At 72.5% G+C, this 23,502-nt stretch carries 22 protein-coding genes; 4 read left to right on the forward strand and 18 right to left on the reverse strand.

Annotated elements, in window-relative coordinates:
- Positions 1 to 20: 20 nt before the first annotated feature.
- The 3 genes from C9F11_RS14240 to leuA all read right to left on the reverse strand — a co-directional run bounded on the left by C9F11_RS14240 (position 21) and on the right by leuA (position 5,004).
- Positions 21 to 2,117 (reverse strand): MMPL family transporter, encoded by a 2,097-nt coding sequence (locus C9F11_RS14240; RefSeq protein WP_138959648.1) that lies wholly within the window; start codon positions 2,115 to 2,117, stop codon positions 21 to 23.
- Between the two features lie 200 nt (positions 2,118 to 2,317).
- A complete protein-coding gene (locus C9F11_RS14245) occupies positions 2,318 to 2,986 on the reverse strand; it encodes a TerB family tellurite resistance protein (RefSeq protein ID WP_249402176.1) in 669 nt (222 codons plus the stop codon).
- A 296-nt stretch (positions 2,987 to 3,282) separates the two neighbouring features.
- A complete protein-coding gene (gene leuA / locus C9F11_RS14250) occupies positions 3,283 to 5,004 on the reverse strand; it encodes a 2-isopropylmalate synthase (RefSeq protein ID WP_138959650.1) in 1,722 nt (573 codons plus the stop codon).
- Between the two features lie 384 nt (positions 5,005 to 5,388).
- On the opposite strand from leuA, the gene C9F11_RS14260 reads away from it, so the two are divergent.
- From C9F11_RS14260 to C9F11_RS14270, 3 genes are all read left to right on the forward strand, one after another.
- Positions 5,389 to 6,474 (forward strand): M4 family metallopeptidase, encoded by a 1,086-nt coding sequence (locus C9F11_RS14260; RefSeq protein WP_138959651.1) that lies wholly within the window; start codon positions 5,389 to 5,391, stop codon positions 6,472 to 6,474.
- A gap of 70 nt (positions 6,475 to 6,544) precedes the next feature.
- Positions 6,545 to 6,811 (forward strand): protealysin inhibitor emfourin, encoded by a 267-nt coding sequence (locus C9F11_RS14265; RefSeq protein ID WP_138959652.1) that lies wholly within the window; start codon positions 6,545 to 6,547, stop codon positions 6,809 to 6,811.
- Positions 6,812 to 6,877: 66 nt separating this feature from the next.
- A complete protein-coding gene (locus tag C9F11_RS14270) occupies positions 6,878 to 8,272 on the forward strand; it encodes a GH1 family beta-glucosidase (protein WP_171076082.1) in 1,395 nt (464 codons plus the stop codon).
- 9 nt (positions 8,273 to 8,281) lie between these two features.
- On the opposite strand, the gene era is transcribed toward C9F11_RS14270, so the two are convergent.
- From era to C9F11_RS14285, 3 genes are all read right to left on the reverse strand, one after another.
- Entirely contained in the window at positions 8,282 to 9,235 is a 954-nt protein-coding gene (era, locus tag C9F11_RS14275) for a GTPase Era (RefSeq protein WP_138959654.1), read from the reverse strand.
- Between the two features lie 307 nt (positions 9,236 to 9,542).
- Positions 9,543 to 9,893 carry a cytidine deaminase gene (locus tag C9F11_RS14280; RefSeq protein WP_138959655.1) on the reverse strand — a complete coding sequence of 117 codons (351 nt, stop codon included), beginning with the start codon at positions 9,891 to 9,893 and terminating at the stop codon, positions 9,543 to 9,545.
- Positions 9,894 to 9,942: 49 nt separating this feature from the next.
- Positions 9,943 to 10,848, reverse strand: a complete 906-nt coding sequence (locus C9F11_RS14285) for a helix-turn-helix transcriptional regulator (RefSeq protein ID WP_138959656.1) — start codon at positions 10,846 to 10,848, stop codon at positions 9,943 to 9,945.
- Between the two features lie 85 nt (positions 10,849 to 10,933).
- Between C9F11_RS14285 and C9F11_RS14290 the strand changes: the two genes are divergently transcribed.
- Entirely contained in the window at positions 10,934 to 12,370 is a 1,437-nt protein-coding gene (locus C9F11_RS14290; RefSeq protein ID WP_138959657.1) for an MFS transporter, read from the forward strand.
- Positions 12,371 to 12,434: 64 nt separating this feature from the next.
- Here C9F11_RS14290 and C9F11_RS14295 read toward each other — a convergent pair whose 3' ends face one another.
- The 12 genes from C9F11_RS14295 to C9F11_RS14350 form a co-directional block, all read right to left on the reverse strand.
- Positions 12,435 to 12,791: an MmcQ/YjbR family DNA-binding protein gene (locus C9F11_RS14295; protein ID WP_138959658.1), complete on the reverse strand. Its 357-nt coding sequence runs from the start codon at positions 12,789 to 12,791 to the stop codon at positions 12,435 to 12,437.
- Positions 12,788 to 14,086, reverse strand: a complete 1,299-nt coding sequence (locus tag C9F11_RS14300) for a hemolysin family protein (RefSeq protein ID WP_138959659.1) — start codon at positions 14,084 to 14,086, stop codon at positions 12,788 to 12,790. The genes C9F11_RS14295 and C9F11_RS14300 overlap by 4 nt, the downstream gene beginning before the upstream one ends.
- Before the next feature lie 4 nt (positions 14,087 to 14,090).
- Positions 14,091 to 14,588 (reverse strand): rRNA maturation RNase YbeY, encoded by a 498-nt coding sequence (gene ybeY / locus C9F11_RS14305; RefSeq protein ID WP_138959660.1) that lies wholly within the window; start codon positions 14,586 to 14,588, stop codon positions 14,091 to 14,093.
- A gap of 13 nt (positions 14,589 to 14,601) precedes the next feature.
- Positions 14,602 to 15,654 carry a PhoH family protein gene (locus C9F11_RS14310; protein WP_138959661.1) on the reverse strand — a complete coding sequence of 351 codons (1,053 nt, stop codon included), beginning with the start codon at positions 15,652 to 15,654 and terminating at the stop codon, positions 14,602 to 14,604.
- 135 nt (positions 15,655 to 15,789) lie between these two features.
- Entirely contained in the window at positions 15,790 to 16,962 is a 1,173-nt protein-coding gene (locus tag C9F11_RS14315; RefSeq protein WP_249401731.1) for a PfkB family carbohydrate kinase, read from the reverse strand.
- Between the two features lie 39 nt (positions 16,963 to 17,001).
- A complete protein-coding gene (locus C9F11_RS14320; protein ID WP_138966478.1) occupies positions 17,002 to 18,291 on the reverse strand; it encodes a glucarate dehydratase family protein in 1,290 nt (429 codons plus the stop codon).
- Positions 18,292 to 18,367: 76 nt separating this feature from the next.
- The gene (locus C9F11_RS14325) at positions 18,368 to 18,952 is read right to left on the reverse strand and encodes a hypothetical protein (protein ID WP_138959662.1); all 585 of its coding nucleotides are present in this window, start codon (positions 18,950 to 18,952) and stop codon (positions 18,368 to 18,370) included.
- Position 18,953: 1 nt separating this feature from the next.
- Positions 18,954 to 19,457: a hypothetical protein gene (locus C9F11_RS14330; RefSeq protein WP_138959663.1), complete on the reverse strand. Its 504-nt coding sequence runs from the start codon at positions 19,455 to 19,457 to the stop codon at positions 18,954 to 18,956.
- Between the two features lie 167 nt (positions 19,458 to 19,624).
- Positions 19,625 to 20,959: a hypothetical protein gene (locus C9F11_RS14335; RefSeq protein ID WP_138959664.1), complete on the reverse strand. Its 1,335-nt coding sequence runs from the start codon at positions 20,957 to 20,959 to the stop codon at positions 19,625 to 19,627.
- Positions 20,959 to 21,267 (reverse strand): hypothetical protein, encoded by a 309-nt coding sequence (locus C9F11_RS14340; protein WP_138959665.1) that lies wholly within the window; start codon positions 21,265 to 21,267, stop codon positions 20,959 to 20,961. The genes C9F11_RS14335 and C9F11_RS14340 overlap by 1 nt, the downstream gene beginning before the upstream one ends.
- A gap of 107 nt (positions 21,268 to 21,374) precedes the next feature.
- Positions 21,375 to 22,376 (reverse strand): adenosine deaminase, encoded by a 1,002-nt coding sequence (locus C9F11_RS14345; protein WP_138959666.1) that lies wholly within the window; start codon positions 22,374 to 22,376, stop codon positions 21,375 to 21,377.
- A 213-nt stretch (positions 22,377 to 22,589) separates the two neighbouring features.
- On the reverse strand, positions 22,590 to 23,498 hold the full coding sequence (locus C9F11_RS14350) for a ribonuclease Z (protein WP_138959667.1): 909 nt from the start codon (positions 23,496 to 23,498) through the stop codon (positions 22,590 to 22,592).
- Between the last annotated feature and the right edge of the window lie 4 nt (positions 23,499 to 23,502).

Raw genomic sequence — 23,502 nt, forward strand, 5'->3', positions numbered from 1 at the left:
CCGCGGTGTGTGCGCAAGGGTCAGCGTGCCGCGGTCAGTTCGGGCTCCTCCCGCTCCGGCGCGGCGGGGGCGGCGGGCCGCCGCGACAGCGGGCCCGGCCACCACACCTTCCGGCCGAGCGCGAGGCTCGCGGACGTCACCAGGTACGTACGGACCAGGAAGGTGTCGAGGAGCACGCCGACGGCGATGACGAAGCCCAGCTCGACGAGTTGGACGAGCGGCATGTTGACGAGCACCGAGAACGTCGCGGCGAGCACCAGACCGGCGGAGGCGATCACGCCGCCGGTGGTGCGCAGCGCGGTGAGCGCGGCGGCGCCGGTCTCCGCTCCCGCGAGGCACTCCTCGCGCATGCGGTGCATGAGGAAGATGCCGTAGTCGACGCCGAGGGCGACGAGGAAGACGAAGGAGAGCAGACCGAGCCCCGGGTCGGTGCCCTCGAAGCCGAAGAGCGGTTCGAAGACGAGGCCCGCGATGCCGAGCGAGGCGCCCCACACCGCGACGACCGCGAGGAGCAGCAGGAGCGGCGCGACGAGGCTGCGCAACAGCGCGACCAGGATGAGGAGCACGGCGGCGAGGACGATCGGCACGACGACCAGGCGGTCGCGGGCGTTGGTGTCCTTCAGGTCGAGCTGTTCGGCGCTCGGCCCGCCGACGTACGCCCCTCGCGGGTCGAGCTCGTCGCGCAGGGCCTCGATGGTCGCGGTCTCGGCGGCGGTCTGCGGCGGGGCCTTCGCGACCACGGACAGCTCGGTCCACTTCGCGGCGGTGCGGCCGCGCGTGACGCTGTCGACTCCGGCCACGGACCGGGCCCGGCCGAGGAGTTCACCGGCCTCGGCGGTCGGCACGATGACGTTGATGGGCTGGGTGCCGCGTTCCGGATAGGCGGCGGCGAGGGTCTCCATGGCGGCGATGGAGTCGGGCTTGCTGGTGAAGGAGTCCTCCTGCTTGAGGTTGCCGGGCAGGTTGAAGGCGCCGAGGGCGAGCGCGCCGAGCAGCACGGCCCCGGAGGCGAGGACGACCAGCGGCCTGCGCCCGGCGGAGGAGCCCATGGAGGCGAACAGCGAGCGGCGCTTCCCCGGCTCGCTGCCGAAGGCGGGCACCAGCGGCCAGAACACCCGCCGCCCGAGCACCACGAGCAGCGCGGGCAGCAGCGTCAGCATCGCCACGAGCGCGCACAGCACGCCCACCGCGCCCAGCGGGCCCATGCCCCGGCTGGAGTTGAGGTCGGCGGCGAGCAGACAGAGCAGGCCGACGGCGACGGTGCCGGAGGAGGCGAGCACGGCGGGGCCGCAGCCGCGCAGGGCGGCGGCCATGGCGTCGTACGGCCGCTGGACGCGGCGCAGCTCCTCGCGGTAGCGGGAGACGATGAGCAGGGCGTAGTCGGTGCCCGCGCCGAAGACGAGGATCGTCATGATGCCCGAGCTCTGGCCGCTGACGCTGGTGCCGAAGGCCTGGTTGAGGCCGTAGGCGACGCCCATGGAGAGGACGTTGGCGACGCCCGCGACGACGAGCGGCACGAGCCACAGGAACGGGCTGCGGTAGATGAGCACGAGCAGGACCGCGACCACGGCGACGGTCGTGTAGAGCAGCGGCCCGTCGAGCGACTGGTAGACCTCGCCGGCGTCGGTGGCGAGCGCGCCGGACCCGCCGACGTCGACGCTCAGGCCGCCGCCGCCCTTGACGACGTCCCGTACGTCGTTGACGAAGGCGTCGCGCTTCTCCTCGTCCGTGCCGGGTGCGGTGCTCGCGACCGGGTACATCAGGGTCGCCCCGTCCTTCGACGCCACCCCCGTGGGCGTCGCGACGAGGTCGAGCTCCCGGTCGACCTCCTTGACCTGGCGGTCCGCGAGCGCGCGGTCGGCGGGCTCCAGGCCGCCGTCGCGGTGGTAGACGAGCACCAGCTCGGTGCTCTCGCCGCCGGGCAGCCGCTCCTGGATCCTGGCGACCTGGGTGGAGTCGGCGCTCGACGGCAGATAGTCCACGGCCCGGTCGTGCTGGACGTCGCCGAGCTTCCCGGCGAACGGCCCCGCGAGCGCCATGACGGCGACCCAGATGCCGAGCAGCACCCAGGGCACCGCACGTGTTCGCCGGCGCTTGGTGGTTGTCGCGGCCCCCATCGGTGGGCCTCCCTCCCGTGACGGTGTCTGACGGCTTCCAGAGTTCCGTCACGGGAGGGTCGACGCGTCGGACGCGGGGGCGAGGTGGGCGTTACGCCCACGGGTGGCACGGGCCGGGGACTACTCCCCGGGGAGTATCCGCGGGGAGTACGGGGGTGCCGTACGGGCACCCCCGTACGGCACCGGGTGCGCGGTCGCGGTCAGGACGGGGTGCGCTGGGCGGCCGCCATCAGCCGGGCCACGTCGTCCGTGCCGATGGTGAGCGCGCAGCCCGCCGTGGCGAGCACGTCGCGCTCCGCGGGCGTGTACGGCCCGTCGGCGAGCGCGATGCGGGCGCCCTTGAGCAGCAGCGCCTCGCGGCCCGCGGGGGCCAGGTGCGGGGCGAGGGGGCCGAGCGCCTCGTGGAGCTCGATGGCGAGGCCGGGCGCGCAGTCGGGGGCGCCGGGGCGGCCGGTGTCGGCGGCGAGGGCGTTGACGAGGGCGACGACGCGCTCCTCGGTGCAGTCGTCGAACCCGGCGCCGCGCAGGGTGGCGACGGCCGCGTCCAGCGTGCCGCGGGAGGCCGCGCCGCCGGTGGTGAGCACGGCGATGACGACGGTGTGCACGGCCTCGCGGAGCATGGCGGCGAGCCGGATGGTGGTGGGGTGGTCGAGCGCGTCGAGCCCGAAGTGGTCCTGGCAGGCGGCGCATTCGACGACGGGCCCGGTCCGGCCGCGGGACAGCAGCGGCACGCCGAGCAGGACGAACCTGCGGTGTCCGCTGCGCCGCTGGTAGTTGCGGTCGCCGCCGCAGCCGGGGCAGAAGAACTCGCCGTCGCAGACGGTGGTCCAGGCGGTGCGGGTGCCGATCAGGCGGCGCACCCGGGCCAGGCCCGCGAGGCGGCCGTGGCGTCGGCCGCGGTCCGGCGGGGCGCCCGGGGCGCGGGAGTCGGGGACGTTCCGGCCGTCTCGTTCCCGGTCTGGCAGCACCACGCACCTCCACGACTCCGCGGCCGCCCTGCCGCGTTGGCGTGATGTTAGCCACATCGATGATGCCGCGTCAGTACCCCGGACGGGAGATGGCCGGTAGCAGGTCCGTGACCAGGCGCCCCGCGCGCCGTGGCCCCGCCCGCCGAGGGGGCGGGCGGGGCCACGAAAACACCGGTCGAACTGGGGGTCGAACAGCCTCAGCGGGCCGCGCGGTTGACGGCCGAGACGACCGCCTTCAGCGAGGCGCGTGTCGTATTCGCGTCGATGCCCACGCCCCACAGGACCTTGTCGCCGACGACGCACTCGATGTACGACGCCGCCTGCGCGGAGGCCTCGGCGCTCATCGTGTGCTCCTGGTAGTCCAGCAGCCGGGCGTCGATGCCGATGGACTGCAGGGCCGCGAAGAACGCGGAGATCGGGCCGTTGCCGGTGCCGGTGAGGACCGTGGAGTCGCCGTCCACGATCGCCCCGACGGTCAGGGTGTCGGCGCCGTCCTCGCCCATGGTGGTCTGGCTGGCGCGCAGCTGGATGCGGCCCCAGGGGTTCTCCGCGTTGGGCAGGTACTCGTCCTGGAAGACGCTCCAGATGGCGTCGGGCGAGACCTCGCCGCCCTCGGCGTCGGTCTTCGCCTGGATGATCTTCGAGAACTCGATCTGCATCCGGCGCGGCAGGTCCAGCTTGTGGTCGTTCTTCAGGACGTAGGCGATGCCGCCCTTGCCGGACTGCGAGTTGACGCGGATCACGGCCTCGTACGAGCGGCCGACGTCCTTGGGGTCGATGGGCAGGTACGGCACGGCCCACTCGATGTCGTCGACCGTCTTGCCTGCGGCGGCCGCGCGGGCCTCCATGGCGTCGAAGCCCTTCTTGATGGCGTCCTGGTGGGAGCCGGAGAAGGCGGTGTAGACGAGGTCGCCCGCGTACGGGTGGCGGGGGTGGACCTCCATCTGCGTGCAGTACTCGTACACCCGGCGGATCTCGTCGATGTCCGAGAAGTCGATCTGCGGGTCGATGCCCTGGCTGAACAGGTTCATGCCCAGGGCGACCAGGTCCACGTTGCCGGTGCGCTCGCCCTGGCCGAACAGGCAGCCCTCGACGCGGTCGCCGCCGGCCATCACGGCCAGCTCGGCGGCGGCGATGGCGGTGCCGCGGTCGTTGTGCGGGTGGATGGACAGGCACACGTACTGTCGGCGGGACAGGTTGCGGCTCATCCACTCGAAGCGGTCGGCGTGCGTGGAGGGCGTCGAGCGCTCCACGGTCGCGGGCAGGTTCAGGATGATCTCGCGGTCGGCGCCGGGCTGCCAGACGTCCATGACGCCCTCGCAGACCTCCAGGGCGAAGTCCAGCTCGGTGTCGGTGAAGATCTCCGGGCTGTACTGGTAGCCGAAGACCGTCTCCGGGCCCAGGATCTTGTCCGCGTACTCCATGACCAGGCGCGTGCCGTCGACGGCGATCTGCTTGACCTGGTCGCGCGAGCCCCGGAAGACGACCTCGCGCCAGACCGGCGCGGTCGCGTTGTACAGGTGCACCGTGGCGCGCTTGGCGCCCTTCAGGGACTGGACGGTGCGCTCGATCAGCTCCTCGCGGGCCTGCGTGAGCACCGAGATCGTCACGTCGTCGGGGATGGCGCCCTCGTCCTCGACGATCGAGCGTACGAAGTCGAAGTCGGTCTGCCCGGAGGAGGGGAACCCGACCTCGATCTCCTTGTAGCCCATCTTGACCAGCAGGTCGAACATCGCGCGCTTGCGGGCCGGGGACATCGGGTCGATCAGCGCCTGGTTGCCGTCGCGCAGGTCCGTGGACAGCCACCGGGGCGCCACGGTGATGCGCTGGTCGGGCCAGGTGCGGTCGGGCAGGTCCACCTGCTCGTACTGGCCGTACTTGTGGATCGGCAGGGCGGAGGGACGTTGGAAGTTCGGCATGGTGTGCGGGGCTCCTCGGTGAGTCCTTCTGGACGGCCGACGGTCTTGCGCAGCACCGAACTCCGCGGGGAGGGGGTCGGCCTCGACTACAGGCCCTCGCCGCGGCAGCTAAGAAGAAGCAGCCCGTAACGCATGATGCTCAGCAGCCTAACCGAGCCTCCGCCGATACGGCGTCCCGTATCAGTATGCGGGACCTGTATCGGTGCTCCGCGGCCATTCCAGCCGCTCCGGCGGCCGAGGACGAGTGCGGGGGGCGTTAAAGAGGGGGGAGCGCACGCCGGGCCTTAGCAGCCGGAGCCTCCGGGCGGGCCCCGTATCCCGGTATTTCACCAATCATGGTGGCAGCTAGTGACAGCGGCATGACCCAGTGCCACATTGCCACGCATGACCGCCAACCCAACGGGGAACCCGGAGAGGTTCGAACCCGTTTTCTGCACCATCGTGCCGCCGTTCGTCCTGGACACGCTCGCCCAGAACCAGGACCCCGCCCTCGCGGGACCGGCCCGCCGCACCCTCCAGCGGGACGCCTTCGAGCGCACCCAGCGCCGCCTGACGACCGTCATCGGCGCCCCGTCCGTCGCCGCGCCCAAGGGCGCGGAGGAGGGCAAGCCGCACCGCACCGTCCACGACGCCAAACACCGCACCGAGCTGCCCGGCCGCAAGGTGCGCGGCGAGGGCGACAAGCCCGGCAAGGACGCGACCGTCAACCGCGCCTACGACGGCCTCGGCGCGACCTTCGAGGTGTTCTTCAAGCACTTCGAGCGCGACTCGATCGACGGCGGCGGCCTGCCGCTGAACGCCACCGTGCACTACGGCGAGGACTACGGGAACGCCTTCTGGAACGGCGAGCAGATGGTGTTCGGCGACGGGGACAGGGAGATCTTCCTCGACTTCACCATCCCCGTGGACGTGATCGGCCACGAGCTGACCCACGGCGTGGTCCAGTACACCGCCAACCTCACCTACTTCGGCCAGCCCGGCGCCCTGAACGAGTCCATGGCGGACGTCTTCGGCTCGCTGATCAAGCAGTACACCCTCGGCCAGACCGCCGCCGAGGCCGACTGGCTGATCGGCGCGGGCCTGCTCGCCGAGCGCGTCACCGGCACCGCCCTGCGCTCCATGAAGGCCCCGGGCACCGCGTACGACGACGACGTCCTCGGCAAGGACCCGCAGCCCGCCACCATGGACGGCTTCGTCCGCACCGGCCGCGACAACGGCGGCGTGCACATCAACTCCGGCATCCCGAACCACGCCTTCTACCTGCTCGCCCAGGCCCTCGGCGGGCACTCCTGGGAGCGGGCGGGACAGATCTGGTACGCCGTCCTGACCGGCGGCGAACTGGCCCAGGACGCGTCCTTCGCGGACTTCGCCAAACTGACGGTCGCCGCGGCCCGCGCCAAGTACGGCGACGGCGAGGAGCTCAAGGCCGTCCTGGACGCGTGGGCGCAGGTGAAGGTGGTCGCCACCTGATCCGGCCGGAAGCCGTCGGGCCCGCCGGGGCCGCCTGGCGGGGCGCCCGGGCCTGGAGTAGACAGGACCCATGCGTATCCAGGTGAAGCGCACCGGAGGTTTCGGGGGCATCGAGCGGCACGCGGAGGTGGACACCACCGCGCGCGTGGACGCCCAGGAGTGGCACGCCCTGGCCGAGCGGGCCGTCGCCGACGGCCGGGGCGAGCCACCGATCGGCGTGCCCGACGGCTTCAGCTACCAGATCACCGTCGACGGACGCACCGTGTACTGCGCGGACCCGCGGCTGACCGAGGACCAGCGCCAGCTGATCACCCGGGTCCTGAAGGAGGGCGCGTAGGCGGCGCACGGCCACCGCAACGCCCTTTGCCCGCACGGGCGTTGACTTCCGTTCCGGCCGGTGCGGATGATCCCGCGCATGGCGACCATCCCCCCGGGCCCCCGTGCCCCGCTGCCCCCGTTCCCGCGCGACTTCCTGTGGGGCGTGGCCACCTCGGCCCACCAGATCGAGGGCGCCGCCGACGAGCGCGGCCCCTCGGTGTGGGACGCCTTCACGGCCCTGCCGGGGAACGTGAAGGACGGCACCACGGCCGCCGTGGCCTGCGACCACGTGCGCCGCTACCGCGAGGACGTGGCGCTCGTCCGCGACCTGGGCGTCGGCGCGTACCGCTTCTCGGTGTCCTGGCCGCGCGTGCTGCCCACCGGCACGGGCGCCGTCAGCGAGCGGGGCCTGGACTTCTACGACCGGCTCGTCGACGAGCTGTGCGCGGCGGGCGTGCGGCCCGTGCCGACGCTCTTCCACTGGGACACGCCGCTGGCCGTGGAGGAGGCGGGCGGCTGGCTGGCCCGCGCGACGGCCGAGCGCTTCGCGGAGTACGCGGCCGTGGTCGCGGCCCGCATCGGCGACCGCGTACCCAAGTGGATCACCCTGAACGAACCCGCCGAGCACACCCTGCTCGGCCACGCCCTCGGCCAGCACGCGCCCGGCAAGCGGCTGCTCTTCGACGCCCTGCCCGCGGCCCACCACCAGCTCCTCGGCCACGGCCTCGCGGTGCGGGCGCTGCGCGCGGCGGGCGCCCGGGACGTGGGCATCGCGAACTCGCACGGCCCCACCTGGCCCGCCTCCGAGAGCCCCGCCGACCGCGAGGCCGCCGACTTCTACGACGTCCTGCTCAACCGGCTCTTCTCCGACCCGCTGCTCCTGGGCCGCTACCCCGAGGTCGTCATGGAGCTGCTCGCCGCCGACGTACCGGACCTCGCGGCGGACCTGGCGGTGATCGCCGAGCCGCTCGACTGGTACGGCGTGAACTTCTACCAGCCCACGAAGGTGGGCGCCCCCGCCGAGCACGCCACGCGGTTCTCCGGCGTGACGCTGCCGCCGCAGCTGCCCTTCGCGCCCCGCGAGATCACCGGGCACCCCCTGACGGACTTCGGCTGGCCGGTGGTCCCCGAGGCCCTCACCGAGCTGCTCCTGACCCTGCGCGAGCGGTACGGCGACCGGCTCCCGCCCCTGGTCATCACCGAGAACGGCTGCTCCTACGACGGCCTGGACGACCAGGACCGCATCGCGTACCTGGACGGCCACCTGCGGGCCCTGCACCGGGCGATGACGGCCGGGGTCGACGTCCGGGGCTACTTCGTCTGGTCGCTCCTGGACAACTTCGAGTGGGCGGAGGGCTACCGCCGGCGCTTCGGCCTGGTCCACGTCGACCACGCCACGCAGCAGCGCACCCCGAAGGCGTCCTACCACTGGCTCGGAGCGGCCCTGGCCCGGCTGCGGACCGGCCCGGGTGCTCCCTGAGGAGGCCCCTCAGAAGCCCAGGCGGCGGAGCTGCTTGGGGTCGCGCTGCCAGTCCTTGGCCACCTTCACGTGCAGGTCGAGGAAGACCGGTGTGCCGAGCAGCGCCTCGATCTGCTTGCGGGACTTGATGCCCACGTCCTTGAGCCGCTTGCCCTTGGGGCCGATGATGATGCCCTTCTGGCTGGACCGCTCGATGAACACGTTGGCGTGGATGTCCAGCAGGGGCTTGTCGGCGGGGCGGCCCTCGCGGGGCAGCATCTCCTCGACCACCACGGCGATGGAGTGCGGCAGCTCGTCCCGCACGCCCTCCAGGGCCGCCTCGCGGATCAGCTCGGCCACCATGACCTGCTCGGGCTCGTCCGTGAGGTCGCCCTCGGGGTAGAGCGCGGGGCCCTCGGGCAGCAGCGGCACCAGGAGGTCGGCGAGCAGGTCCACCTGCTTCTCGCCGACGGCGGAGACCGGCACGATCTCCTGCCACTGGAAGCCGAGCTCCTTGGCGAGCTGGTCGATCGCGATGAGCTGCTCGGCGAGCGCCTTGCTGTCGACCAGGTCGGTCTTGGTGACGATGGCGACCTTGGGCGCCTTCTTGATCGACGCCAGCTCCTTGGCGATGAACCGGTCGCCGGGCCCGATCTTCTGGTCCGCGGGCAGACAGAAGCCGATCACGTCGACCTCGGCCCAGGTGGTGCGGACCACGTCGTTGAGCCGCTCGCCGAGGAGCGTGCGCGGCTTGTGCAGGCCCGGGGTGTCGACGAGGATCAGCTGCGCGTCGGGGCGGTGCACGATGCCGCGCACCGTGTGCCGGGTGGTCTGCGGCCGGTTCGAGGTGATGGCCACCTTCTTGCCGACCAGAGCGTTCGTCAGGGTCGACTTGCCCGCGTTCGGGCGGCCGACGAAGCAGGCGAAACCCGCACGGTGGTCGCTCCGCCGGGTCGGCTGGGGGGTCTGGGTTCGCACGCTCATGCCGCCATTCTCCCTGATCTTTTCCGCCCGGGTCGCCTCGGACCGCGCCTTCCCCCACCCGCCCGCCCTTCCATCGCGCTGCGCGCTCGTCCTCAAACGCCGGACGGGCTGGACAGTGCCACTGCGGGCGCGTCCTGTCTGCGGGCCGGCACTGGACCGCGGTCCGCGGACGAGACGCGGCCCGCACCGGAGACTTTCAGCCCGTCCGGCGTTTGAGGACGAGGCGCGGAGCGCCGATAAGGGCGGGAGCCCGGGGGCGGCAGCCCCCGGTTCGGGAAGGGGCGGGCCCGGGGCGCGCCGCGAGGGGTCAGGCCTGCGCGGTCAGCCGGAGCGCCCCGTCGGGCCCCGCCAGGAACACCGGGGTGCCCGCCCCGCCCAGGTCCCGCACCGCGGCCAGGTCGGCGTCCGCGAGGGCCTGCGCCCCGGAGACGACGGCCGCCGCCTCCAGGGACTCCGCCCCGGACGCCACGGCCATCGCCACGGCCGTACGCAGCGCGGACAGCTCCAGGGACGCGAGAGCGACCGTCCCGGCGACGTACGTGCGCCCGGTCCCGTCCCGTACGGCCGCGCCCTCCGGCACGCCGTTGCGGGCCCGCGCCGAACGCGCGAGGGTGACGATCTTCTGGTCCTCGGGGCCGAGGTCGGTGCGCTCAGTCATGGCACGAGCATAAGGAGACGGCCGCGGCCGCCGGGCACAGGCCCGCGGCTCAGCCGGCCACCCGGTACATGGCCCCGCGCCGCGCCTGGGGCGTGGCCAGCCACTCCAGCTTCGCCGCCGTGTCCGCGAGCGGCAGCGGCGTATGCATGACGATCGTCAGGTCGGGCCGCGCGGGCACCTTCAGGGCGGTCGACTCCACGTGCAGGAGGCCCGCGAGGGGATGGTCGATCTCCTTGTGGACGAGGCCCGCGGGGCGGATGTCCTGCCGCTCCCACAGCGCCGTGAACTCCTCGCCGACGGCGTGCAGCCGGGCGAGGAGCTCCTGGAAGCCCTCGTCGCCCGGGTTCTCGGAGCAGGCGGCGCGGAACTGCGCGACGAGCGTGGCCGCGTTCTCCTCCCAGCTGACGCTGCGCGAGCGGTACATGGGGTCCGTGAAGAAGTCGAGGATGCAGTTCTGCGTGGTCTCGGGGCGCATGCCGAGGACCATGGCGGCCGCGTCGTTGTAGACGACGCAGTTGTAGTAGCGGTCCATGATGTGCGCGGGGTACGGCATCCAGGTGTCGATGAGCCGCCGCAGGCCCTCGCTCATGTGCTCGGCGTCCCGCTCGGCCCGCGGCGCGGGCGGATTGAGGCCCGCGAGCACGTACAGATGGCGGCGCTCGGTGCCGGACAGCTTCAGGACGCGCGCCACGGAGTCCAGGACCTGCGGCGACACGGAGATGTCGCGGCCCTGCTCCAGCCACTGGTACCAGGACGCGCCGACACCGGCGAGCACGGCGACCTCCTCGCGTCTGAGCCCCGGTGTGCGCCGCCGCCCGCCCTCGGGGAGCCCGGCCTCCGCCGGGCTCACCCGGGCGCGCCTGCTCATCAGGAAGTCGCGCAGCTCCACTCGGCGACGGGCCTTCGCCCCGTCGGTCCGCTCCCCGGCCCCACTGGCCACCTGTTCCCCCGTCATCCGCCCGCCGATCTGCCTGGTGGTCGTACCACCAGCATAAGTTCCGGCTCCCCACGGCTATTCCGGCGGCCACAAGCTCGTGACCATGGCGACAGACACCTCCGTTCCCTCCCCCGCCGCAGTGGTCTCCCCCGTCGCGGACGCGCCCGCCGCGGCCGCGGGGCCCCCGAAGCTCTCCCCCCGCGACAAGCTCATCCTGTTCGTGCTGTGCGCCGCGCAGTTCATGGTGGCGCTGGACTTCTCCGTCCTGAACGTGGCGCTGCCCGTGCTCGGCGCGGACCTCGGCATGAGCCACACCGCGCTCCAGTGGGCCGTCACCGCCTTCGCGCTGCCGTCCGGCGGCTTCCTGCTGCTCTTCGGCCGCGTCGGCGACCTGTTCGGGCGGCGCAGGCTGTTCCTCGGCGGGCTCGCGCTGTTCGGCGCGGCCTCGCTGCTCGCCACCTTCGCCTGGGACCCGGCGTCGTTCCTGGCCGGGCGCGCGCTGCAGGGCGTGGGCGCCGCCGCGATCGTGCCGACCGGCATGTCGCTGCTCACCACGACGTTCCCGGAGGGCCCGCAGCGCGACCGGGCGCTCGGCATCTCCGGCACGCTCCTGTCCCTCGGCTTCACCGTCGGCATGGTGCTCGGCGGCGTCCTCACCGACACCCTCGGCTGGCGCTCCACGATGGGGCTGCTCACCCTCTTCGCGCTGATCGTGCTGCCGCTGGCGCCCGGCCTGCTTCCCGAGTCCCGCACGCCGCGGCGCCCGCGCCTGGACGTCCCCGGCGCGGTGACGGTCACCGGCGGTCTGCTCGCCCTGATCTACGCCCTGTCCACGGCCGCCGAGCGCGGCTTCGGCGGCACCGACGTGCTGGTCGGCCTGGTCGCGGGCGTCGCCCTGCTGGCCGCCTTCGGGTACGTCGAGACGCGCGCGGCGGCGCCGCTGGTGTCCCTGCCGATGCTGCGCCGCCGCACGGTGGCGTGGGGCAACATCGGCGGTCTCGTCACCTTCTCGATGATGTCGACGGTCGTCTTCGTCCTGACCCTCTACTTCCAGGACGTCCTGGACCTGTCCGCCTTCGAGACCGGCCTGGTCTTCGGCGTCCAGGGCGTGGTGTCGGTCTTCGCGGGCATGCGCGCGCCGAAGGTCATCGGCCGCTTCGGGCCGCGCCGCACGCTCGTCGGCTCGCTGCTCGGCCAGGGCGTGTTCGTGGCGGCGCTCCTCGCGATCGGGGAGGGCGCGTGGTCGGTGTGGCTCGCGACCGTGGCCGTGGCGGTGGCCAGCATGTTCCACCTCGGCGCGATCGTCAGCTACGGCGTCACGGTCACCTCGGGCGTGCCCGACGAGGAGCAGGGCCTGGCCACCGGCCTGGTCACCTCCACCCAGCAGGTCGGCATCACCATCGGCATCCCGCTCCTCGGCGTCCTCGCGACGACGGGCGACGACACCCTGACGGGCACGCACACGGTCCTGGCCATCGACGCCGCGATCGTCCTCGTCACGGCGGCCCTGCTTGCCAGGGCCCTGCTCCGGCGCCGCTGAGCCGCCGCCGGACGGCGCAGCGCCCCCGCCCGGTACGGGCGGGGGCGCTGCGGTGTCGTTGAGGTCAGGGGCGGTCGAGGCGCAGCCGCTCGGCGCGTGGCAGGCCCGCCACCACCAGGTCGTAGGAGTCCTCGATGAGCTCGCGGACCAGCTGGTCGGGCAGGTCGGCGTCGGCCGTGACCGTGTTCCAGTGCCGCTTGTTCATGTGCCAGCCGGGCACGATGTCGGGGTACTGGGCCCGCAGCTGCGGGGCGATCTCGGGGTCGCACTTCAGATTCACCGTCAGTGGCCGCCGGTCCAGGGCGCTCAGGGCGAACAGCTTGCCCGCCACCTTGAACACCGACGTCTCGGGGCCGAAGGGAAAGTCCTCGACCGCGTCGTTGAACGCCAGGCAGAACGTCCGCAGCTCCTGCGGGGTCATCGTCCGGACTCCTCCCCGGAGGCGGCTCCCACCGGCTCCACGAGCACCGTCACGATCTTGTTGCGCCGCCCCGCCGCGGCCTCGGCGGTCAGCCGCAGCGCCCGCTCGTCCGGCAGCGTCACCACGGCCTTGGCACCGGCGATCGGCACCCGCCCGAGCTGCTTGGCGAGCAGCCCGCCGACGGTCTCCACGTCCTCGTCGTCGTACGCCTCCAGGCCGTACAGCTCGCCGAGGTCGCCGATGTCGAGCCGGGCGGTGACGCGGTAGGCGCCGCCGCCCAGGTCCTCGACGGGCGGCAGCTCCCGGTCGTACTCGTCGGTGATCTCGCCGACGATCTCCTCCAGGATGTCCTCGATGGTGACGATCCCGGCGGTGCCGCCGTACTCGTCGATGACGACGGCGACGTGGTTGCGTTCCTGCTGCATCTCGCGCAGCAGGTCGCCCGCGTTCTTCGTGTCGGGCACGAAGGTGGCGGGGCGCATGGCGGTCGACACCAGGTCGTTCTCGGCGTCGCGGTTGATGTGCGTCTTGCGGGCCAGGTCCTTCAGATAGACGATGCCGACCACGTCGTCCTCGCTCTCGCCGGTGACCGGGATGCGCGAGAAGCCGGAGCGCAGCGCGAGCGTCAGCGCCTGCCGGATGGTCTTGTAGCGCTCGATGGAGATCAAGTCGGTGCGCGGGACCATGACTTCGCGCACGAGCGTGTCGCCCAGCTCGAAGACGGAGTGCACCATGCGGCGCTCCTCGTCCTCGATCAGGGACTCCTTCTCGGCGAGGTCGACCATGGCCCGCAGCTCGGCCTCGGAGGCGAACGGGCCGCGCCTGAAGCCCTTGCCCGGCGTGAGCGCGTTGCCGATGAGGATGAGCAGGGGCGGGACGGGTCCCATGACGCGGGCCAGCGGGAGCAGTACGTACGCGGCGGCCGTGGCCGTGTTCAGCGGGTGCTGGCGGCCGATGGTGCGCGGGGACACGCCGACGGCCACGTACGAGACGAGGACCATGACGCCGATGGCGACGGCGAGGGCCTCCCAGGTGGCGTCGAACTCCTGGAGGCAGGCGTACGTCACGAGGGCCGCCGCCGCCATCTCGCAGGCGACGCGGACGAGCAGCGCCACGTTCAGATAGCGGGTCGGGTCGGCGGCCACCTGGGCGAGCTTCGCGCTGCCGCGCCGCCCGGAGCGGACGGCCTCCTCGGCGCGGAAGCTGGAGACGCGGGCGATGCCCGCCTCGGCGCAGGCGGCGAGCCAGGCCACCACGACCAGGGCGACGGCGCCCGCGATGAGCTGGAGGGACATGCGCTTACGAGACGGTCGGCGCCGGAGAGGGCCCGGTGAGGCCCTGCTCGGCCCGCCAGCCGTCGACGATGGCGGCCTGGAGGCCGAACATCTCGGCCTTCTCGTCGGGCTCCTCGTGGTCGTACCCGAGCAGGTGCAGGACGCCGTGGACGGTCAGGAGCTGGAGCTCCTCGTCCATGGAGTGGGCCGTGGGGGCCTCCTCGCCCTGCTTGAGGGCGACCTCGGGGCACAGCACGATGTCGCCGAGGAGCCCCTGCGGGGGCTCCTCGTCGTCCTTCATCGGCGGGCGCAGCTCGTCCATCGGGAAGGACATCACGTCCGTGGGGCCGGGCAGGTCCATCCACTGGATGTGCAGCTGCTCCATGGCGTCGGCGTCCACGACGATCACCGAGAGTTCGGAGAGCGGGTGGATCCGCATCCGCGCCAGCGCGTAGCGGGCGATGTCGAGGATCGCCTGCTCGTCGACCTCGGTGCCGGATTCGTTGTTGACGTCGATCGACATGGCGCTGTGTCTTCTACTTTCCTCTGGACCGGCCCTTGTGGGAGCCGTTCTCCGTGCCGTTCTCGCTGTCGTACTTCTCGTACGCGTCGACGATACGGCCGACCAGCTTGTGCCGGACGACATCGTGGGAGGTGAGCCGCGAGAAGTGCACGTCGTCGACGCCGTCCAGGATGTCCTGGACCTGGCGCAGGCCGGACTTCGTGCCGTTCGGCAGGTCGACCTGGGTGACGTCGCCCGTGATCACGATCTTGGATTCGAAGCCGAGCCGGGTGAGGAACATCTTCATCTGCTCGGGGCTCGTGTTCTGCGCCTCGTCCAGGATGATGAACGCGTCGTTCAGCGTCCGGCCGCGCATGTACGCCAGCGGGGCGACCTCGATGGTCCCGGCCGCCATCAGGCGCGGGATCGAGTCCGGGTCCAGCATGTCGTGCAGCGCGTCGTACAGCGGGCGGAGGTAGGGGTCGATCTTCTCGTACAGCGTGCCGGGCAGGAAGCCGAGGCGCTCGCCCGCCTCGACGGCGGGGCGGGTCAGGATGATGCGGTTGACCTGCTTGGACTGGAGGGCCTGGACGGCCTTGGCCATGGCCAGATAGGTCTTGCCGGTGCCCGCGGGGCCGATGCCGAAGACGATCGTGTGCTTGTCGATCGCGTCGACGTACCGCTTCTGGTTGAGCGTCTTGGGGCGGATGGTGCGGCCGCGCGAGGAGAGGATGTTCTGGGTGAGCACCTCGGCCGGGGTCTCGTCCGGCCCTTCGCCGGTCTCGCCCGCTCTGAGCATGGCGATCGAGCGTTCCACTGCGTCCTCCGTCATCGGCTGTCCGGTGCGGAGCACCAGCATCATCTCGTCGAACAGGCGCTGCACGAGGGCGACTTCACGGGCGTCCCCCACGGCGCTGATCTCATTGCCCCGGACGTGGATGTCGGCCGCCGGGAAGGCCTGCTCGATCACGCGCAGCAGCGCGTCTCCGGAGCCAAGGACGGTCACCATCGGGTGCTTGGCCGGGACCGTGAAGTGGGCTCGCGCCTGTGCCTGCGCAGGGGTCTGAGCTGTCGGTGTCTGAGTCATGGGCCGGCGCTTAAGGCCTGCACGTCCTCCTCGTCGCGGGGCCTCCCCCGCTCGGCGTCCTTCGTACTGCCAAGAGTACGACTCACCACGGACAACGCCGTAGGGCTTTTCCACGGCCGTTGGATCCCGGGCGCCTCAGGCGGAACGCCGGAAGCCGATGGTGGGCACGGCGCGCCGCAGCGGCCAGGGGCGGGCGGCGTCCGGGAGCAGCGCCTCCAGGAAGCCGTAGCGCTCCAGGGCCACGGGGTCCTGCCGGTCGAGCTCGCGCACGCGCCGCCACCAGGCGCCGATCTCCTCCCAGCCGGGCGCCGACAGGGAGCCCCCGAACTCCTGCACGGACAGCGCGGCCGTCAGTCCGGCGAAGGCGAGCCGGTCGGCGAGCGGCCAGTCGGCGAGGGTGCTGGTCACGAAGCCCGCGACGAACACGTCGCCCGCGCCGGTGGGGTCGAGCGCCTCCACCTCGATGGCGGGCACGGACGCCGTCTCGCCGGTGCGCCCGTCCACCGCGTACGCGCCCTCGGCGCCGAGGGTGACCACGGCGACCGGCACGTGCTCGGTCAGGGCGTGGGCGGCGGCGCGCGGGCAGGTGGTGCGGGTGTACCGCATCGCCTCCTCCGCGTTCGGCAGGAAGGCCTCGCAGTGCCGCAGGTCGGGCAGTTGCCCCAGGTCCCAGCGGCCGGTGTCGTCCCAGCCGACGTCGGCGAAGATCGTCGTGCCGCGCCGGGCCGCGGACTCGATCCAGGGGGCGCGCGTGCCCGGCGTGAGGGAGGCGACGGCGGCCCGCGCGCGGGGCGGGCACGCGGGCGCGCCGCCGTCCGGCGCGTGGGCGTCGGGCGGCGGCTCGTGGCCGTGGCTGACCATGGTCCGCTCGCCCTCGTACGCCATGGAGACCGTCACCGGCGAGTGCCAGTCCGGCACGGTCCGTGAGGAGGTCAGGTCGATGCCCTCGCCCTGCTCCAGGGCGTCCCAGCAGTACTCCCCGTAGTGGTCGTCGCCGAAGGCGGCGGCGAGCGAGGTGCGCAGGCCGAGCCGGGCGAGCGCGGTCGCCATGTTCGCGACGCCGCCGGGGCTCGACCCCATGCCCCGGGCCCAGGACTCCGTGCCGCGCACGGGCGCGGAGTCGAGGCCCGTGAAGATGATGTCGAGGAACACGGTGCCGGTCAGATACACGTCGCAGGGCGGATCGCCCGCGCGCCGGGCCGACTTGAGCGGGTCCACGGCGGTGCCGGCGGGCGCGGCGCGCGTGCTTCCCGGCGCCACGGGCGTTCCGGTGGGTACGACAGGTGGTACGGCAGGTGGTACGGCCATGGAGGCAACGTAACCGACGGGTCCGACAGACCGGGCCCGCTACCAGCGCGGCACGGACGGAGTCACCCACTCCGGTTTCGCGCGCCGCATCGCCGCCGCGTCGTCGCGGTCCCGCAGCGCGGCGAAGTCCTCGTCCAGCCACCGCCGGTGCAGCGCGTCGAGCCGGTCGCGGTCGATCTCGACCCCGAGCCCGGGGGCGTCGCCGACGGTGACGCGCCCCCGCTCGAACCGCGGCCGCTCGGTGAGCACGTCCTCGCTCTGCCACGGGTAGTGCGTGTCGCAGGCGTGCCGCAGGCCGGGCACGGTGGCCGCGACGTGCGTCATGGCGGCGAGGCTGATCCCCAGGTGCGTGTTGGAGTGCATGGAGACGTCCACGCCGAACGTCCGGCACACGGCGGCCAGTTCCCGCGTCCGCCGCAGCCCGCCCCAGTAGTGGTGGTCGCTGAGCACCACGCGCACGGCCCGCCGCGCGAAGGCCTCGGGTATCTCCTCGAAGGTCGTCACGCACATGTTGGTGGCGAGCGGCACGGAGGTCCGCGCGGCGACCCCGGCCATGGCGGCGGTGCCGAGGGCCGGGTCCTCCAGGTACTCCAGTACGTCCGCGAGCCCGTCGGCGACCTTGACGGAAGTCTCCACGGACCAGGCCCCGTTGGGGTCGAGCCTGAGCGGCGCCCCCGGGAAGGCCGCGGCGAGCGCCCTGATGGCGGCGGCTTCCTCCTCCGGCGGGAACACACCGCCCTTGAGCTTGAACGACCGGAACCCGTACCGCTCGGCGAACGCCCGCGCCTGCGCGACGATGCCGTCCGGGTCGAGCGCGGGCCCCCAGCCGTCCTCCTCGGCGGCCGTGCCCCGCGGGTGCGCGGCGTACTTGTAGAACAGATAGCCGCTGTACTCCACGGAGTCCCGCACCTTGCCGCCGAGCAGCGCGTGCACGGGCAGCCCGAGCGCCTTGCCGAGGGCGTCCAGGCACGCCACCTCGAAGCCCGACACCACGGAGAGGCGCAGCTTGTCCGCGGTCTGCGCGCCGCGCAGGCCGCCGCCGTCCACGGCGGTGTCCACGCGGTGGGCGTCCACGCCGATGCCGTCCGCCAGTGTGAACAGTCCGTTGAGGTCCCCCACCGCCCGCCCCACCAGCTTCGCGGCCAGCGGCCGGGCCAGCTCCAGATACCTCCCGTCGCCGTACGTCTCCCCCGCGCCGACCGTGCCGTCCTCCGTCTCCACCTCGATGATCAGGCGCGGTGTGTACGGCTGGTGCAGTCCCTGGGCGTTCAGGAGCGGGGGGTCGGCGACGAGCACGGGGGTGAGCCGCACATCGGTGACGGTGAGCATGGCGCCTCCGGCGGGGTGAACGCTGTCCACATATAAGAACGCACCTTAGGGAGGCCCACCTGCGCCGTCAATGCCCTCACTGCCAGTGCAAGGTCCCCGCCACGGCGTCGAAGAGCTCGACCATCCGGGGCGCGAGGGCCTCCATGGGCGTGGAGAAGGTGAGCGTGAGCCAGGCCGTGCTCGCCGGTACCGGCACGTTGTAGACCACCGTGGTCGTGCGGAGGGTGCCGCCCATCAGGCGCTCCGGGGCCGGTGCCTCGGTGCGCCGCTCCCGCACGGCTTCCCCCGCGCCCGGCAGCTCCACCACCTCGGCTGCCAGGCGCCGGGCCAGGTCGTCCGCCGTCCGGCAGCCGGGCCAGCCGTCCGGGGTGAGGCTCACCAGCAGCGAGGAGGCCAGGGGTACGCCGCCCAGCGTCAGCAGCGACAGATACAGCTCCACCCCACCCACCCGCCCCGCCCCCTTGGCCCACCTCCGCAACTCCCCCACCAGCCGCTCCTTGACCACCGGCGCACCATCCCACCCGGCGAACTGCCGCCCAACAAGAGCCCCGATGGCCCGGTCACGCTCCTTCGGGGGATCCAGGGGGAGCTGGAACCACCCTTCGGGGACGAAGACCGTGTAGTCGCGGGGAGGAGTGGACCACTCCGTGCGGAGCCCCATGTCACCCACCACCCTCACCGGCACGCTCGCGTTCGTCGTGGTCGGAGGGGACGGGGACGAGGCGCATCGTCGGCACCAGCCGGTCCACGAGATCCGCCATCTCCTCGGCGCGCTCGAAGTGCTGCCAGGCCGCCTCGACGAGGAGGATCTCCTCCTCGCCCTCCGGCCAGACCGCGTACCGGACCGACTCGCTGAGCTTGCTGCCCCAGCCGAAGCGCCGCTTCTCCACGAGCACGGCCTGAACCCTGACGGCAGGCCCGACGGGCAGCTCCATCTCCGTAACGGACGGCTCGCCCTTCACCTCGGCGTAGGACCAGCGCCGCAGCTTGGGCAGGTATTCCTGGGGTGACGGCCGCGCCACGTTGTCCTCGCCGTAGGCGAACAGCATGAGATCCGCCAGTACGGTGCCGCCTTCACTACAAGTGGCGGCCACGAGCAAAGGGGCGAACTCATAGGCGCGCAGCGCCAGCTGTGCCAGCTCGCTCTGGAGTGCGCTCTTGCTCACGCGGAGAAGCAGCGGGTTGAACTGTGCCACGTACTCAGCGGCTAGCCGCTCGGCCTCCTCTTTCGTACCCTCCCGGAGAGTCAGTACGATCCAGTCATCGCGGAAGTCGAATTCGACAACATAATCCTCCTCAGACTCAGCCCCTGCTGGAGATTTCCGCTCCGCCATCACTGCACCTCGTCAATGAACAGGCCGCCCGCGGTGACCCCGCTTCCGGCGACGGTAAGAGCTGTCGCATTCCGTGACACTTGGTTGACGGCGTAGCTCCCGCCCAAACTCTTGCTCAAGTGCTTCATTTCCTTGAGGTCAGACGCCACCGAGGCATCCGCCAGGGAGACTGACTTCGCAGTTCCTTTCAAGATGCTGCCCTCTCCGCGATCCTTCAACTCGCGCCATGCCTGACGGTATCCCCCCTGGAATCCGCCCTTCCAAGTGGTGCTCCTGAAGAGCTCCGTGACTGGTTCCCGAAGGGATTGGGGGACATCACCCTTCTGTACCCCTCCGGCCCTTCCGGCCTCACGATTCAGCTTCTGCCGGTTGCGCTTGGTCTGAATTCCTGTCTGCCTGCCACCCTTGGCCAACCGCATCCGATGCAAAGTCCCCGAAACATACCGCCCAGCCACCTTCGAAAAGGCCTTTCCGGCTCCTATTGCCAACAGGCCCAGTGCCGACCACGCGAGGGCTGTCCATTCCGTGTCGCCCATGGCGACCTGCGTGGCGGTGCAGGCGATGCCTGCCAGGGTGGCGGCCATGGAGACGGCGCCCAGGAGGCCGGCCAGGCCCTGGCCGATGGCGGGGATCCAGCCGACGGCGAGGGCGGCGATGCCGGCCCACTTGGCGATGACCTCGGTGACGGCCGCGACGCGGGCGACGAAGGCGGCGAAGCGGTCCCGGAAGCCGTCCTTGAGGGAGTCGTCGGAGGCGGCGTCGTCGAGGGCGTCGCGGGCCCGCCGCGCGGCGGCGTCGCGGATCCGCCGCGCCTCGCGGAGCTTCGCGCGGGCCGCGTCGAGGGCGTCCCCGGCTTCCCGTTCCCGCTGATCCAGCTCCGCCTTCAGGCGCCGGCCCACGTCACCGTCGAGGCCCTTCCGCGCGGCGCCGCCCCGCTCCTGCGCGTCCCGGGCCTCGCGCAGGGCGATGTCGGCGATCTTCTGGGCCCGGTGGAGTTCGGAGGCGTACGTACCGGCGGGCGCGGCGGCGTTCGACTCGTAGTCGCCGCCGTGGTCGACGATCCGGTCGCCGATGGCATCGGCGGCCGCGCGGTAGCGCCGGTGCGCGGCTTCCAGGCGGCCCCGGCACTTCCTGGCCCCGCCGCGGAACTCGCTGCCCGCCTCGCTGTCCCAGGAGGTCACATCGGCGGCGGCCTCGAGGTGGCGGACCTGCCGCTCCAGTTCGTCGGCCGTGCGCCGGAGCTTGCGGCCGAGCTCCTCGACGCGGTCCGGGTCGCCGGGGACGGGGTCGCCGTCCGCGAGGGGCTGCCAGTCCCGGGGCCGGGCGGCGCCCATCAGGGCCTCTTCGGCTTGTCACAGGCGCGCAGGGCGCGGGCCAGCTCGCCGTCCACGCCGTCGTACGCCCTCGCGGCGGCCTTCGCGATGCCGGAGAGGCGTGCGACCTCGTCGGCCAGTTCCTCGCGGTGGCTCTCCCAGTCACCCGCGAACGCACCGAAGCGCTCGGCCAGGCCGCCGTCGCCGAAGTCGTCCTCGTACTGGCCCCTCAGCTTGCCGAGGCCGTCGAAGGCGTCCTTGACGCGGCCGAGGCCCACGCCCATCTCGTGGATCAGGCGCAGATCGTCGATCTTCGTGTACTCGCCCACGCCCGCCGCCCCTCCCGGCCCGGTCGGCATCAAGGAGGGGCGAGCGTATCGAGCGCGAGATCAACTCCGGCGCGGCAGCGCCGGGTTGACCACTCGAAAGGAGGCCTCTAGTCGAACTGGTACGCCTCCACCTCGGCCAAGTACGCCGCGCGCAGCGCCTCTTCCTCCGGGGAGCCGTCGAGGAAGGCCGCCTCGAAGGAGTTGCGGGCCAGTTCGCGGAGCTGGTCCTGGTCGAGGCCGAGGGCCTCGTGCACCGCGTGGAAGGTGTCGCCGACGTAGCCGCCGAAGTACGCGGGGTCGTCGGAGTTGACCGTGCACAGCAGGCCCGCGGCCATCATCTGCGGCAGGGGGTGGTCCTCCAGGACGTCGACGGCGCGCAGACGGACGTTGGAGAGGGGGCAGAGGGTCAGCGGGACGCGGTCGCGGACCAGGCGGCGGACCAGCTCCGGGTCCTCGACGCAGCGCAGGCCGTGGTCGACGCGCTCGACGCCGAGGACGTCCAGGGCCTCGGTCACGTACGCGGCGGGGCCCTCCTCGCCCGCGTGGGCGACCCGGCGCAGGCCGAGCGCGGCCGCCGCCTCGTACACGGCGGCGAACTTGCGCGGCGGGTGGCCCACCTCGGCCGAGTCGAGGCCGACCCCGGTGATGCGGTGGAGGTGGGGCTTCGCGGCCTCCAGGGTGTCCATGGCCGACTCGGCGGACTCGTCGCGCAGGAAGCACATGATGAGGCGGGTGGTGATGCCGTGGCGCTCGCGGCTGCGGTCGAGCGCGCGGCCCAGGCCCTCGACGACCGTGCCGATCTCCACACCGCGCGCGGTGTGGGCCTGGGGGTCGAAGAAGATCTCGGCGTGGCGCACGCCCTGGGCGGCGGCGCGGGCGAGGTAGGCGTCGGCGAGCTCCTCGAAGTCGGCCTCCGTGCGCAGCACGGCCATGAGGCCGTAGTAGAGGTCGAGGAAGGACTGGAGGTCCTGGAAGAGATAGGCCTTGCGGAGGGCCTCGGTGTCGGCGTACGGCAGGGTGACGCCGTTGCGCTCGGCGAGGGCGAAGGCGAGCTCGGGCTCCAGGGTGCCTTCGATGTGCAGGTGGAGTTCGGCCTTGGGGAGGGGCATGAGGTGCTTCTTCGTTCTTGGGGGCTGGGGAGTGTGAGGGCTGGGGAATGTGGGGCGGTGGGGAAGGCCCGGCGGCTCAGGGCCCCGGGCGACGGGGAATGCCCGGCGGCTCAGGGCCCCGGGGGAATGCTCGGCGGCTCAGGGTCCCGGGCGGTGGCCCGGGGGGCTCGGCGGCTCAGGGGGCCCGAGCGGTGCCGGCGGGCCCCCGCGCCCTCAGGGGCTGCGCTTCGGCAGCGGCACCCGCATCAGGTCCCGCGCCACCGTCAGCTCCCCCTCGAAACCGGCGGCCCGCGCCTGCCGCTCGAAGGCGGACGGGTCCGGGTAGCGCTGGCTGAAGTGGGTGAGGACGAGGTGCCTGACCCCCGCGTCCCTGGCCACCGCCGCCGCCTGACCCGCCGTCAGATGGCCGTGGTCGGAGGCGAGTCGATGGTCCTCGTCGAGGAACGTGGACTCGATGACGAGCATGTCGCAGCCGTCCGCGAGCGCGTACACGCCGTCGCACAGCCGGGTGTCCATCACGAAGGCGAACCGCTGTCCGCGCCGCACCTCGCTCACCTCGTCGACGCTGATCCCCCGCAGGCTGCCCGCGCGCTGGAGGACACCGACGTCGGGCCCGGTGACGCCGCGCTCGGCGAGGAGCCGCGGCAGCATGCGCCGCCCGTCGGGCTCGACGACGCGGTAGCCGTACGACTCGACGGGGTGGGAGAGCTTCGCCGCCTCCAGGCGGTACGACGGCGCGGTGGCGAGGAGGCCGTCGGCGGCGACGGGCTCCTGGGCGATGCGGACCGTCTCGCGGTACGCGGTCGCGTACCGCAGGCGGTCGAAGAAGTGCTCCCCGGACGCCGGGTAGTGGGCGGTGACGGGGTGCGGCACGCGGTCCAGGTTGATGCGCTGGATGACGCCGGCGAGGCCCAGGGAGTGGTCCCCGTGGAAGTGCGTGACGCAGATGCGGTGGAGGTCGTGCGCGGCCACGGAGGCACGCAGCATCTGCCGCTGCGTGCCCTCGCCGGGGTCGAACATGATGCCCTCGCCGTCCCACAGCAGCACGTACCCGTTGTGGTTGCGGTGCCGGGTCGGGACCTGGCTCGCGGTGCCGAGCACCACCAGTTCGCGTACGGACACGAGG

This window comes from Streptomyces sp. YIM 121038 (genome assembly GCF_006088715.1).
GTDB lineage: Bacteria > Actinomycetota > Actinomycetes > Streptomycetales > Streptomycetaceae > Streptomyces.